This is a genomic window from Parendozoicomonas sp. 2304DJ65-17 (assembly GCF_058148445.1).
In genome coordinates, this window is the sequence record NZ_JBYVJV010000004.1 from 334,696 (window position 1) to 348,441 (window position 13,746).

General features: G+C 49.2%; 10 protein-coding genes. 9 read left to right on the forward strand and 1 reads right to left on the reverse strand.

Annotated elements, in window-relative coordinates; genetic code table 11:
- Nucleotides 1-117: 117 nt before the first annotated feature.
- On the reverse strand, nt 118-2,745 hold the full coding sequence (gene gyrA / locus ACY2RR_RS13475) for a DNA gyrase subunit A (protein WP_490108672.1): 2,628 nt from the start codon (nt 2,743-2,745) through the stop codon (nt 118-120).
- A 291-nt stretch (nt 2,746-3,036) separates the two neighbouring features.
- Between gyrA and ACY2RR_RS13480 the strand changes: the two genes are divergently transcribed.
- The 9 genes from ACY2RR_RS13480 (at nt 3,037) to ACY2RR_RS13520 (ending at nt 13,744) form a co-directional block, all read left to right on the forward strand.
- The gene (locus ACY2RR_RS13480) at nt 3,037-4,395 is read left to right on the forward strand and encodes a TRZ/ATZ family hydrolase (RefSeq protein WP_490108673.1); all 1,359 of its coding nucleotides are present in this window, start codon (nt 3,037-3,039) and stop codon (nt 4,393-4,395) included.
- Between the two features lie 10 nt (nt 4,396-4,405).
- The gene (gene ubiG, locus ACY2RR_RS13485) at nt 4,406-5,158 is read left to right on the forward strand and encodes a bifunctional 2-polyprenyl-6-hydroxyphenol methylase/3-demethylubiquinol 3-O-methyltransferase UbiG (protein ID WP_490108674.1); all 753 of its coding nucleotides are present in this window, start codon (nt 4,406-4,408) and stop codon (nt 5,156-5,158) included.
- Between the two features lie 99 nt (nt 5,159-5,257).
- Complete coding sequence (locus tag ACY2RR_RS13490) at nt 5,258-5,977, forward strand: HAD family hydrolase (protein WP_490108675.1); 720 nt, start codon at nt 5,258-5,260, stop codon at nt 5,975-5,977.
- Between the two features lie 98 nt (nt 5,978-6,075).
- Nucleotides 6,076-6,816 (forward strand): YciK family oxidoreductase, encoded by a 741-nt coding sequence (locus ACY2RR_RS13495; RefSeq protein ID WP_490108676.1) that lies wholly within the window; start codon nt 6,076-6,078, stop codon nt 6,814-6,816.
- 189 nt (nt 6,817-7,005) lie between these two features.
- On the forward strand, nt 7,006-8,925 hold the full coding sequence (speA, locus tag ACY2RR_RS13500; protein WP_490108677.1) for a biosynthetic arginine decarboxylase: 1,920 nt from the start codon (nt 7,006-7,008) through the stop codon (nt 8,923-8,925).
- A 67-nt stretch (nt 8,926-8,992) separates the two neighbouring features.
- The gene (locus ACY2RR_RS13505; protein WP_490108678.1) at nt 8,993-10,189 is read left to right on the forward strand and encodes a saccharopine dehydrogenase family protein; all 1,197 of its coding nucleotides are present in this window, start codon (nt 8,993-8,995) and stop codon (nt 10,187-10,189) included.
- A gap of 60 nt (nt 10,190-10,249) precedes the next feature.
- The gene (locus ACY2RR_RS13510; RefSeq protein ID WP_490108679.1) at nt 10,250-10,816 is read left to right on the forward strand and encodes a hypothetical protein; all 567 of its coding nucleotides are present in this window, start codon (nt 10,250-10,252) and stop codon (nt 10,814-10,816) included.
- Between the two features lie 5 nt (nt 10,817-10,821).
- A complete protein-coding gene (gene nspC, locus ACY2RR_RS13515) occupies nt 10,822-11,991 on the forward strand; it encodes a carboxynorspermidine decarboxylase (RefSeq protein WP_490108680.1) in 1,170 nt (389 codons plus the stop codon).
- Nucleotides 11,992-12,103: 112 nt separating this feature from the next.
- A complete protein-coding gene (locus ACY2RR_RS13520; protein ID WP_490108681.1) occupies nt 12,104-13,744 on the forward strand; it encodes an HAD family acid phosphatase in 1,641 nt (546 codons plus the stop codon).
- Nucleotides 13,745-13,746: the final 2 nt, after the last annotated feature.

Consider the following 13,746-nt stretch of genomic DNA (forward strand, 5'->3'; position numbering starts at 1 on the left):
ACACCAATAAGAACACTAACACTCCAGCAAGAATACCTAACAAGGCGCTCAAAATTTAGCCATAAAAAAGCGGGCCACCCTTCGATGACCCGCCCTATCAGTTTCTAATACTGCTATTTAAGAGTCCTGATCACTCTCTTCTGAGCTATCAACACCTTGCTGAGGTTCTGCGGAGGCCTCAGGCGCCACATCAACACCATCTTCAACCTGCTCTTCCTCCAACTCCTCAACTCGCTCAAGGGCTACAAGCTGCTCACCTTCGGAAACCCGGATCAGACGTACACCCTGCGTGTTACGGCCAACCATGGAAACTTCGGCCGCACGAGTACGAACCAAGGTTCCCTGATCAGAGATCAGGATAATGTCATCCTCTTCGCTCACCTGCACCGCACCAATCACCGAACCATTACGCTCAGTCACCTTGATGGATACAACGCCCTGAGTCGCACGCCCTTTAGTTGGGTACTCCTCAAGACTGGTGCGCTTACCAAAGCCGTTGGCAGTTGCTGTCAGGACAGGACCATCACCCTCAGGAACAATCAGGGACACAACCTCCTGACCTTCCTGCAGCCTGATCCCGCGAACACCAGTAGAAACACGGCCCATTGGACGTACAAGATCTTCAGTAAAGCGAACAACCTTACCGGCATCACTGAACAACATGATTTCACGACCTGCCTCACACAGAGACACGCCAATCAGCTCATCACCTTCCACCAAATTAATAGCCCGGATACCGGACGACAGCGGACGGGAATAAGCCTGCAGAGCAGTCTTCTTAACTGTTCCGCGAGCGGTGGCAAAGACAACAAACTTGTCTTCACTGTATTCAGACACCGGCAACATAGCCGTAATACGCTCACCTTCATCCAAAGGCAGAATATTAATAATCGGGCGACCACGGGCTGTACGGGAGGCTACCGGAATCTCATAAACCTTGCGCCAGTAAACCTTACCTTTACTGGAGAACAGCAACAGCTGGGTGTGGGTATTCGCCACCAGCATATGTTCTACGCAATCTTCTTCTTTCAGCGAGCCGGAACTCTTACCTTTACCGCCTCGTTTCTGGGCCTGATACTCACTCAGAGGTACGGTCTTGGCATAACCTGTACGGGACAGGGTTACCACCATATCTTCTTCGGTGATCAGGTCTTCAACAGTCAGGTCACGGCGGGACGTTGTGATTTCTGTACGACGCTCGTCGCCATACTCTTCAACAACAGCTTCCAGCTCTTCGCGGATAACTTCCATCAGACGAATAGGATCAGAAAGGATCAGTACCAGTTCGGCGATTTTATCCAGCAGTTCACGGTATTCGGTCAGCAGTTTTTCATGCTCAAGACCGGTCAGGCGATGCAGGCGCATTTCCAGAATTGCCTGAGCCTGCTGTGGCGACAGACGATACTTGTCTCCATCAATACCGTAAGCAGAAGGCAGATCATCAGGGCGACAGGAATCGCTGCCTGCCTTTTCCAGCATGTTCAGAACCAGACCAGCATCCCAGGCCTGAGCCATCAGCGCTTCTTTCGCCTCTGCAGAAGTCTGGGACCTCTTGATAGTTTCAATAACCGGATCAATATTGGAAAGGGCAACAGCCAGACCTTCCAGAGTATGACCACGCTCACGGGCCTTACGCAGTTCGTAAACCGTACGACGGGTTACAACTTCACGACGGTGACGAACAAACGCTTCCAGCATCTGTTTGAGATCAAGGGTCTGAGGACGACCATTAACCAGCGCTACCATGTTGATACCGAACACGGTTTCCAGCTGGGTCTGGGCATAAAGGTTGTTCAGAACAACTTCACCCACCTCACCACGGCGCAGCTCAATAACAACCCGCAAACCGTCCTTGTCGGACTCATCACGAATTTCGCTTATGCCTTCAATCTTTTTCTCTTTAACCAGCTCGGCAATCTTTTCAATCAACCGGGCCTTGTTCACCTGATAAGGCAGCTCGTGAATAATAATGATTTCACGATTTTTCTTCGGATCAGGGACCACTTCCGCGCGGGAACGAATCCAGATACGGCCACGACCAGTACGGTAGGCCTGCAGAATACCCGCTTTACCATTAATGATGGCGGAAGTCGGGAAGTCCGGACCAGGAATAAATTCCATCAAGTCGTCAACGCCAGCATCCGGATTATCCAGAAGATGCAGACAGCCGCTTACGACTTCAGTCAGGTTATGGGGTGGAATATTGGTGGCCATACCCACCGCAATACCAGCGCCACCATTCACCAGCAGATTGGGAACGCGGGTTGGTAAAACCTCAGGAATCTGTTCAGTGCCATCGTAGTTAGGCACGTAGTCCACAGTTTCCTTATCAAGGTCAGCCAGTAGTTCATGGCTGAGCTTGTCCATGCGAATTTCTGTGTAACGCATGGCCGCAGCAGAGTCGCCATCAATAGAACCGAAGTTCCCCTGACCGTCTACCAGTGGATAGCGCAGGGAGAAATCCTGAGCCATACGAACGATAGTGTCGTACACCGCAGAGTCGCCGTGAGGGTGATATTTACCGATAACATCACCAACAACACGGGCAGACTTCTTGTAAGGCTTGTTCCAGTCGTTGGAAAGCTCGTTCATGGCGAACAGCACGCGCCGGTGAACCGGTTTGAGACCATCACGCACATCCGGCAATGCCCGGCCTACGATAACGCTCATCGCGTAGTCAAGATATGACTGCTTGAGTTCGTCTTCGATATTGACCGGTAGAATTTGGTTTGCTGTATCTACCATAAGTGCCTAAAAATCCTTGAAAAGCCTATCGTCACCCGGAGCGTCCCGCGCTCACAGGTTTACCACGGTATTAAACGCTAAAGCTGAAAATGCGCCCTGCGTTTTGTCTGCTACTGCGACATCCGACTGCAAAGCGGTAAATCATACCACAATCAGGGGGTACCTACTCAATCTATCTGCTTGCTATTCAATCACTTCCGTTAATAAATCGATACCTTTCCGGCTTCACACCTGCTCGCAGCGCGCCTGATTCAGGTATACTCGGTAAAAGTCAGAATGTGGATATGGTAAATGACCACCTCAGCTGTAGAGAACGAACATGAAAACCGGCATGCAGACACCCTGATTCATGCACGCTGGATTATCACCGTGGATGGCTCAAAAGCCATTCTGGAAGATCACTCTCTGGCCATAATTAACGGGCAGATTGCCGCGATCTTGCCAACATCTGAAGCCAAAACCCAGTGGTCTGCAGATAATATCCAGACACTTAGCGACCATGCACTGATTCCCGGTTTTATCAATACCCACGGCCATGCAGCCATGAGCCTGTTCCGGGGAATGGCCGATGACCTCCCGGTACTGGATTGGCTGACAGATCATATCTGGCCAGCAGAAGGCAAATTCGTTAACGAAGACTTTGTTCATGACGGAACCCGTCTGGCCATGGCGGAGATGATTCGCGGCGGCACCACAACTTTCAGCGATAACTATTTTTATCCCGATGCCGCTGGCCATGCAGCACTGGAAGGCGGCATGCGCTGCCAGCTGGTTTTCCCGGTACTGGATTTCCCTACCAACTGGGCGAAAGACGCTGCTAACTATATATACAAAGGCCTTGAAGTTGTTGACCTGTTCCGCAACCAGGACAGCATTCTAGTCGGTTTTGGCCCCCATGCGCCTTACTCTGTCAGTGATGGTCCTTTAAAAGAGATTATTACCCTGTCAGAGCAGCTGGATGTTAATGTACAGATGCACATCCATGAGAGCGCCCAGGAAGTCAGCGATGCCATTGAAAAAACCGGCATGCGCCCTCTTCGTCGACTGGCCGATCTTGGGTTTCTGTCTCCCCGTCTCCAGTGCACCCACATGACCCAACTGAACGAAGCAGAAATTCAGCTGATCGCCCAGAACGGCTGCAGTATTCTTCACTGCCCGGAATCCAACCTCAAACTCGCCAGCGGTTTCAGCCCCATTGCACGACTGCAACAGGCAGGTGTTAATGTAGCTATTGGTACCGATGGCTGTGCCAGCAACAATGATCTGGATATGCTCGGCGAAACCCGCACGGCATCCCTGATCGCCAAAGCCGTAGGACAGGATGCCACTGCCCTCAGTGCCTGGGGAGCACTGGAAGCAGCAACCATTAATGGTGCCCGAGCCATGGGCATCGAAAACCAGACCGGCAGCCTTGAAGTTGGCAAGCAGGCCGATATCGCAGCTATCGCTATGAATGAGCTGGAAAACCTGCCTGTATATAACCCGGTTTCTCAACTGATTTACACCGCCAGTCGCAACCAGTTCACCCACGTTTGGGTCAACGGTAAAGCGCTGATGGAAGATCGCCATCTCACCACGCTTGATGAAGCCTGGCTGAAACAGCGTGCCAACGAGTGGCAGAAACGTATATCCGCAAGCCGTCAGGGATAAGCAGAAAGACATGACTGAAGGACACAAAAATAATTCTGGCCACCAGAGCAATGTTGACCATCAGGAAATAGCCAAGTTTGAGGCTCTGGCCAGCCGCTGGTGGGACCAGAACAGCGAATTCCGCCCGCTGCACCAGATCAATCCGCTCAGGTTGGATTACATTGACCAGCGTGTAAATCTTGCAGGGAAAACTGTTCTGGATGTGGGTTGTGGCGGCGGCATTCTCAGTGAATCCATGGCTCGCCGAGGAGCCAAGGTTACCGGCATTGATATGGGAGAAGCGCCACTTTCTGTCGCCCGACTTCACGGACTGGAAAGTGGCGTCGAAGTGAATTATCAACAGGTTACTGCCGAGCAGTTAGCAGAAGACCAACCCGCCAGCTTCGATGTTGTCACCTGTCTGGAAATGCTGGAGCACGTTCCTGATCCATCAAAGGTTATTGCCGCCTGCGCCAAGCTGGTCAAACCGGGGGGCCATGTTTTCTTCTCCACTATTAACCGCAACCCTAAAGCCTGGCTGTTTGCCATTGCTGGTGCGGAATACATTTTGAACCTGCTGCCAAAAGGCACCCATGAGTTCAAAAAGTTTATCCGCCCCCATGAGTTAACCGGCTGGTGTCGTAGAGCCGAACTGGAAGTGCATCACTCTACCGGCCTGCTTTACAACCCTTTAACCAAGCGTTACTGGTTACAAGAAAGGGATTTGGATGTGAATTATATGATTCATACCACTCTTCCTGCGGATACTGACACCGATGCTTGAAGCCGGTAGGCGATTCCTATAAAACAACAAATGAGTGGCTTCCGATAACAACATCCGAAAGCCACTCACTAAAAACATACTTAAGCCAAGACCACAGGAATGACGACAATGGAAGGCAGCCTGACGAGTGAAATCCAGGCGGTATTATTTGATCTGGACGGCACACTTCTCGACACTTCGGAGGATTTCGTCCACACCCTCAACACCATGCTGTGCGAGGACAACTATCAACCATTGCCTGCCGAATTGATTCGGGCCAATGTCTCCAACGGTTCCCGTGGTCTTATCACTCTCGGTTACGGATTACAGTCCGATGAACCCGGCTTTGATACCCTGCGCAACCGCCTGCTGGTGAATTACGAAACCCACACTGCGAACCCTCAGCGAGAAAAACCAGCCGTTCTTTTTGAAGGCATTGAACCGTTGCTCGCAGCCATTGAAGCTCGTGGACTTCCCTGGGGCATTGTCACCAACAAACCCAGACCCTTAACACTTCCATTGCTAGATCAGCTTGGCCTAAGTGAACGGTGCAGCGTGCTAGTTTGTCCGGACGATGTGAAAAAGAGTAAGCCCGACCCGGAATCCTTGTGGCAGGCTTCCGACACTCTGAGCTGTGACCCGTCTACCTGTGTCTATGTTGGTGATCATGAACGAGACATACAAGCAGGTCACTCTGCTGGCATGGTGACAGTCACGGCACTGTACGGTTTTATTGCCCCAGAAGATGATCCAGATACATGGCAGGCCGACTATAATACCGAGTCCCCTCAGGGTCTTCTGGAATGGCTGGATGAATGCGATTGGAATCTGCCCGGGTAACCCGACAAACACGATCGTTTAACGTTTATAAAACACCTGCCGCCTTATCATAACTATTTATAAAGGCGGCTCCTTGCAGTCAATTAAGGAAACTGACCATGTTTGACTATCAGGCACCAGAAAACCTTCTGGAAAACCGGGTAATTCTGGTCACAGGCGCTGGCGATGGAATTGGTCGCACTGCGGCTCTCACCTACGCGAAGCACGGAGCAACAGTTATCCTGCTTGGGCGAACCACCGAGAAACTTGAAAAAGTCTACGACGAAATTGAACAGGCCGGTTACCCACAACCAGCCATCGTTCCTTTGAACCTTGAAACTGCAACCTTTCATGATTACCAGGAAGTCGCCAGCACTATTGCTGAAGAGTTTGGCTGTCTGGATGGCCTGCTCCACAACGCCAGTCTGCTGGGTCGCCTTGGGCCACTGTTCCAATATGACCCTGATACCTGGCAGCGAGTTATGCAGGTGAATGTGAATGCAGAATTTCTCCTTACCCGAGAATTGATTCCCCTGCTGCGAGAAGCTCCTGAAGCCTCGGTGATTTTCACCAGCTCCAGCGTTGGCAGCAAAGGTCGAGCTCACTGGGGAGCCTACAGTGTTTCCAAGTTTGCTACTGAAGGGCTAATGCAGGTTCTGGCCGATGAGGAAGATGGAATCAGCAAGGTGCGCTCTAATGCCATCAACCCTGGTGCTACCCGCACAGCCATGAGAGCCAGCGCCTATCCGGCAGAAGACCCTGAAATACTCAAAACTCCCGAAGACATTATGCCACTGTATCTGTATTTGATGGGCAGCGACAGTAGAGAAATCAACGGCCAAACCCTTAAAGCTCAATAATATCGCCCTCAATAAAAACTGATCCCTTCATAATCCCCTGCTATAAATAGTGGGGGATTTTTTTGGTATTTTCTTTCTTGCCTCTCAGGTTATTTTTCAAGCAGAATTGCGCTCCGGTTTGGGCGTAACGACAATAAAAAGTCCACCAATAAAGACAACAGGCAGCCACTGCCAATTGAGGGCGATTATTTGGAAAAGAGATCCTCTCCCGAGCATCAAAGTACCCTCTGGGATATAAGCAAAGCCGAAGAGCTTTATGGCATTCACCGTTGGAGCAACGATTATTTCGGCCTCAACAGTCGTGGTGAAGTCACAGCGAAAACCTTGAACACTGAAGTCCCCCTTCTGAACATTATCGAAGAAATGGCTGAACGGGATCTGCAGATGCCGGTGCTTCTCAGAATCGAGAACATTCTGGATGCGCAGCTTTTTCGATTGAATGAAGCGTTTCGTAAAGCAATCTGCGAGGTTGGTTACAACAATCGCTATCGCGGCGTTTACCCAATCAAGGTCAACCAGCAAGCTCAGGTTGTAGAAGAAGTTGCCGCTTTCGGAGCCCGTTTTAATCATGGTTTTGAAGTGGGCAGCAAACCAGAAATGATTGCCGTACTGGCCACCTTGCGTGAACCCGGCAGTCTGATTATCTGCAACGGCTACAAAGATGCCGAGTTTGTTGAGCTTGGCCTTAATGCCATCAAACTGGGCTTCGACTGTTTCTTTGTGGTCGAAACTCCTGCCGAGCTTCCCATCATCATAGAGCGAAGCCGTGCTCTTGGTGTGGAACCCATGATTGGTGTGCGCGCCAAAATGACCAGTCAGGTTAGCGGCCATTGGAATTCTACCAGCGGTGATCGCAGTGTTTTCGGTCTGACCAGCACCCAGTTGATCGCAGCTGTCGACCTGTTGAAGAAAGAAAATATGTTGCACTGCCTGCAACTTCTTCACTGCCACCTTGGTTCACAAATTCCCAATATCCGTGATATTCGCAGCGGTATTGTTGAAGCCTGCAGATACTACACAGATCTGGTGAAAGAAGGTGCTGCCCTGACTCATATTGACCTGGGTGGCGGCCTGGCTGTGGATTACACCGGCGCTAAAAACAATGATGGGCAGAGTCGCAATTACAGTTTGGAAGAGTATTGCGAAGATATAGTCGACACCCTGAAAACCACTCTTGATCAATACGACATAGCTCACCCTACAATTGTGACCGAATCTGGCCGTGCTACCGTCGCCTATGGCTCAGTACTACTGTTCAATATTCTTGATGTCACCTCATTTGAACCTGACAAGGCTCTTTGTGCCTCTGATCATGAACACCCTCAACTGGAAAAGATGCGGGAAATCTTTGAATACCTGACACCAGAACGTGCTCAGGAATGTTTCAACGATGCCCACTTCCACCGGCAGGAAATCAGAGAGCTTTTTAAACAGGGGCAGCTTGATCTGCGGAACCGCTCTATTGCCGAAAACCTGTTTCTGGAAATTCTGCAACGCATCGCAGCCATGCTGGATGAGATGCAACGAATTCCGGCAGATCTTGAAGGGTTAAAAGTCTCACTTTCTGACATCTATTACGGGAACTTCAGCCTATTCCAGTCTTTGCCAGATATCTGGGCGATTGATCAGTTGTTCCCAATTATTCCTGTACACCGACTCAACGAAGAACCCGACCGACAGGCCGTACTTGCAGATATCACCTGCGACTGTGATGGCAAGATTGATCGGTTTATCGATCCCTGGGAAGGCTCAGCAGAAACCCTTCCTCTGCACTCTCTGAAAGAGAGTGAAGAGTATTACCTTGGCGTCTTTCTTGTAGGAGCCTATCAAGAAACTCTTGGCGATCTTCATAATCTGTTTGGAGACACCAATGTCGTTAGCGTTCGGCTGAACAATGATGGCAGCTACGATTTCGTGAAAGAGATCCACGGCGACACTATTGCTGATGTGTTGAGCTATGTGGAATACCAGCCGAAAGAAATGCAGCTTCAATTCCGCAACACTGCAGAACAAGCCGTTAAGGAAGGCCGCATTACTGCAAGGGAGCGGCAGGACATGATGAAAACCTTCAATGCCAGCATGCAAGGCTATACCTACTATGAAAAATAACCCTTTAGGAGAAGCGTCCTTCGGGGAAAACAACTTCGTTTAAAAATAACAGAGTGAGAATGAAATCATGGCAAAAGTGTTAATTATCGGTGCAGGCGGTGTCGGCCAGGTGGTCGCCCATAAATGCGCACAGTTGCCGGAAGTCTTTACTGAGATTGTTCTGGCCAGCCGTACAGAATCCAAGTGCAAGGCTATTGCGGAACAGCTGAGTCGCCCCATAGAAACGGCACAGGTTGATGCGGACAATGTTCCGGAACTGGTCGAACTGATCAATCAGATAAAACCATTTCTGGTTATCAACGTAGCCCTGCCTTACCAGGACTTAACCATTATGGATGCCTGCCTGGAAACAGGTGTTCACTATATGGATACCGCCAACTACGAGCCCCTGGATACTGCCAGGTTCGAATACAAATGGCAGTGGGCTTATCAGGAGAAGTTTGAAAAAGCTGGCCTGATGGCACTTCTGGGTTCCGGTTTTGATCCCGGTGCCACTAATATGTTTACCGCTTATGCTGCTAAACATTACTTCGATGAAATTCATACTCTGAATATTATTGATGTGAATGGTGGTGATCACGGCTATCCCTTCGCCACCAACTTCAACCCGGAAATCAATATTCGGGAAGTGACTGCCGAGTGTCGCCACTGGGAAAACGGTGAGTTTGTTGAAACACCGGCTATGTCACTTAAGCAGAGTTTCACCTGCCCGGACGGTGTTGGTGAATACAATATTTACCGGATGTACCATGAAGAGCTGGAATCACTGACCAAGCACTACCCGAGTATCAAGAAAGCCCAGTTCTGGATGAGCTTTGGTGACAATTACCTGAAGCACCTGGAAGTTCTGGGCAATGTGGGCATGACTGGCATTGAACCAGTAAACTTTAACGGCACTGAAATTGTTCCTATTCAGTTCCTGAAACACCTGCTGCCTGACCCTTCGACTCTTGGCTCTCGCACCAAGGGCAGAACCTGCATTGGTTGTGTGGTTCAGGGCGTGAAAGGTGGTGAACAGAAGTCTGTGTACGTGTACCAGGTCAAAGATCATCAGGATTGTTATCAGGAAGTTCAGTCCCAGGCCATCTCTTACACCACCGGCGTTCCGGCTATGATTGGTGCCAAGATGATGATCGAAGGCAAGTGGATGAAACCAGGAGTCTGGAATATGGAACAGCTGGACCCTGATCCATTCATGGAAGATATGAATAAATACGGACTGCCATGGAAAGTAATGGAAAATCCAGATTTTAATTTGATATAAAAGACCTGCCTCTCGAGATTGGCTTGGGAGGCGTTTTTCTATTCATTCGATTGACTAGCCGTGACCAAATTAAAATTTATATCGTCTCTCACTTTCTCTTTTTCTCTGTGCGCACTGGCTGCCAGCCTCGTCTATGTTGCTTATGAAATCAACGCTGTGAGAGTCTCGCTACCCACTATTCTCAGCCAGGTTGAAAAAACCGAAGAGCAACTGGATATCCAGTCCTGGTTAAAACTCAGCGAAAACCTGTCAGAACAAATTCCCTCTATTAACGCTGAACTGGCTCAAACAAGAAACACAATCAATGCAGTAAATGCACAGATTCCAGCTGTTCTAAAAGAAATCACAGCGATTCGCAGCGAGACTCTACCGCTACTTATCAAGGAATCCAATGCCTTACGTACTGAGACGGTGCCCTCTGTCCTGCAGGAAGTTTCTGCTGTGCGTCAAATGACACCAGAGACATTGAGCCATGTGCAGAAGCTGATATCAGATGCTGAACATGCCGCAGGAACAATTTCCCAGCAGGCTGTGGAAGGTGGATTAAAAGGTATAGTGGATGCTCCTGCCGATATTATCGAACATGCAGGTGATGACACTGTTGATGACATAAAAAAAGAACTCTAACTGATATGGTTAAAGCACATACGTTTCATCAATTTGATCCAGCAAGAGTGCCCTCCCCCTGCTTTGTTATGGACGAGGTGGCCATTGAAAACAACCTGAAAATCCTGGCTCGCGTTCAGCAGGAGTCTGGAGCCAAAGTCCTGCTGGCTCTAAAAGCCTTTTCCATGTTCAGCCTGGCTCCTTTGATTAGCCGCTACCTGTCGGGCACGTGTGCCAGCGGACTCTATGAAGCAAAGCTCGGTCGAGAAGAATTCGGCCAAGAAGTCCACACGTTTTCAGCGGCATACACTGAACGAGACCTGCCAGAAATTCTCAACATTTCCGACCACGTTGTTTTTAATTCGTTTAGCCAGTGGAATCGTTTTCAACCACTTATCCAGCAGGCAAAAGCTCAACATCCAACACTCGAATTTGGCTTGCGTATAAATCCTCTTCATTCTGAAGGAGCCACGCCAATTTATGACCCCTGCGCCCCCGGCTCCCGGCTTGGTATTATTCCCAGTGAATTCGAAGGTCAGGATTTAAAGGGGATTTCCGGGCTGCATTTCCATACTCTCTGCGAGCAGGAATTTGAACCTCTGGACAGAACTCTTTCCTCCGTAGAAGAACAGTTTGGCGATATTCTCCGCACTATGAAATGGGTGAACTTTGGTGGCGGCCACCATATCACAGCTCCGGGTTATGATGTTGACGCTCTGATCCATCGCATCAGAGCTTTCCAGAATAAATATCAGGTACAGGTTTACCTAGAACCCGGTGAAGCTATTGCGATTCATTCCGGTGTATTAGTCAGTGAGGTTCTGGATATCACTCATAACACTATGGATCTGGCGATTCTGGATACCTCAGCCACCTGCCATATGCCAGACACACTGGAAATGCCTTATCGGGCAGACATCTTTCAGGCAGGTTTACCGAACGAAAAATCACATACTTATCGACTTGGTGGACAAACCTGTCTGGCAGGAGATGTGATGGGGGATTACAGCTTTGATCAACTACTCACCGTTGGTCAACGGCTGATGTTTGATGATATGGCCCATTACACCATGGTGAAAACCAGTACATTTAATGGCATTGGTTTACCAGCTTTAGCTATCTGGAATTCTGAAACCAATGATTTAAGAGTTATCAAAGAGTTTGGGTACAGTGATTTTAAAGACAGACTCTCCTGAGTTCTGTCTTTAACACAGCCGTTTACAATTCTCAGCGCCGCTTTCCTACTTGTTAGCACCTTAGTCAGAAATACCAGCTAATCTCTCGTCTCCTGTTCTATGGGAGGCGAATATGATCCAACCAGCCCGCAAAATTTTTGTACTTCTCTATTTGCTCTTTTCCGCTCAGCTTTATGCGTTTGAATGGAAAGACCTCTATGAACAAACCACTCTGGCTATGCTCTGGCAACAGCGATCTGAAGAGAGTAAGGCTTTGTCCTGGCAAACATTTAATATGGCTGCGGATGTGGTTGACCGACAGCTGGAACAAGCCAAAGCCTCAGGAAAAAAACCGGCTCTGGTGACTGATATTGATGACACCATTATCCAGTCATCCGCTTACTTTGCAGGTTTTATTGGCACCAATGAAAAGCTTACCAAAGAACGTGATTACCTCTGGTGGCAGTCTCAACCTCCCGGACTGACTCCCGGAGCAAAATATTTCTTATCCAATGCGTCCGGTAAAGGAGTTGAAATTCTTTACCTCACCGCACGTTACCCTGATCCAGTTATCGCCAGCAGTACTCTGGACATGCTCGCTAAGGCTGACCTTCCCTATTCCGATCCCAAACATTTGCAAATCAGTGCAGGATTCCAGAAGAGTGACCTGATCCGGCAATGGGGTGAGCAGGATAACAGGCAGATCATTCTCACTATTGGCGATAAGATTGCAGATCTTGGGCTTGAGCTTCCCGTTAAATCAGACACTCAAAAACAGTGGCTGAAAGATAACCCCACAACACCAGGACAGCGCAGTCTTCTACAAACAAATGCGGCTTATGGCACCTGGGAATGTGTTACCCATGGCTACTGTCCTCACTCACCCGATGAAGAACAGGCTTTACGGCAGGATAAAGCAAAAAAACTGGTGGGTGACTTTCAGGAATCTCCCTTAGGTTTTTTAGCTTCTGACAAACTCTATCGCGGACAAGAAATGGGGCACTTGCTGGAGTGGACAACCGAGTCTGCAGAATACCCATTTATTACACGGCAGATTTATAACCAGGCCAGCCAGTACTGGAAACAACCTCTGCCGGAACAAGGCGCTGCCGTTATTATTGATATTGATGGAACCATTGTTCAAAACATTCAATTCCCAGCCCATGTTTTTCTGAATAACCATACAGAAAACTCCCTCGAACTCTTTAACCACTGGGCCGGTTTGCAACAGCCACAGGTTTTAGTAGCAGGTGCCAAGGAATATCTTCATGCGGTGAAAGAGGCTGGAGGAGAAATCTTTTACGTTACCAACAGACCAAGCCAGTCCGAAAAAGGCGTTGATATGAGAGCACCTTTGCTGGCGTCTCTGGAAGCAACTGGCATCCCTATGCCTGACAACGAACACCTGCTGATGTTCGGGGACTTCAGCGACATGAGAGACTCAAGCAAGCGTATGCGGTTTACGGCTATTCGCACAGGTCAGGTTACTGGTAAGCCGGTTAATGTTGTCCAGATGATTGGTGACCGTATTGAAGACATCGAAATTTACGCGGCTGATCTTGCCATTGATGCTGAAGGCAAACCCGAAGGCACCCTGCAGGAACTGGGGCGCAGTCGCTTTCTTCTCCCCTTTCCTCTCTACACTCCCGGATGGTTGCGACGCCTTTATAAGCAATGGCATGGAGATAGCTGGCAGGACCTTTCAGCTGAAAAACTTTCTGCCAGCCGTAAAGACCATATTGAAACGTGGACGCCCTCCTTATTGAACAAATAAGC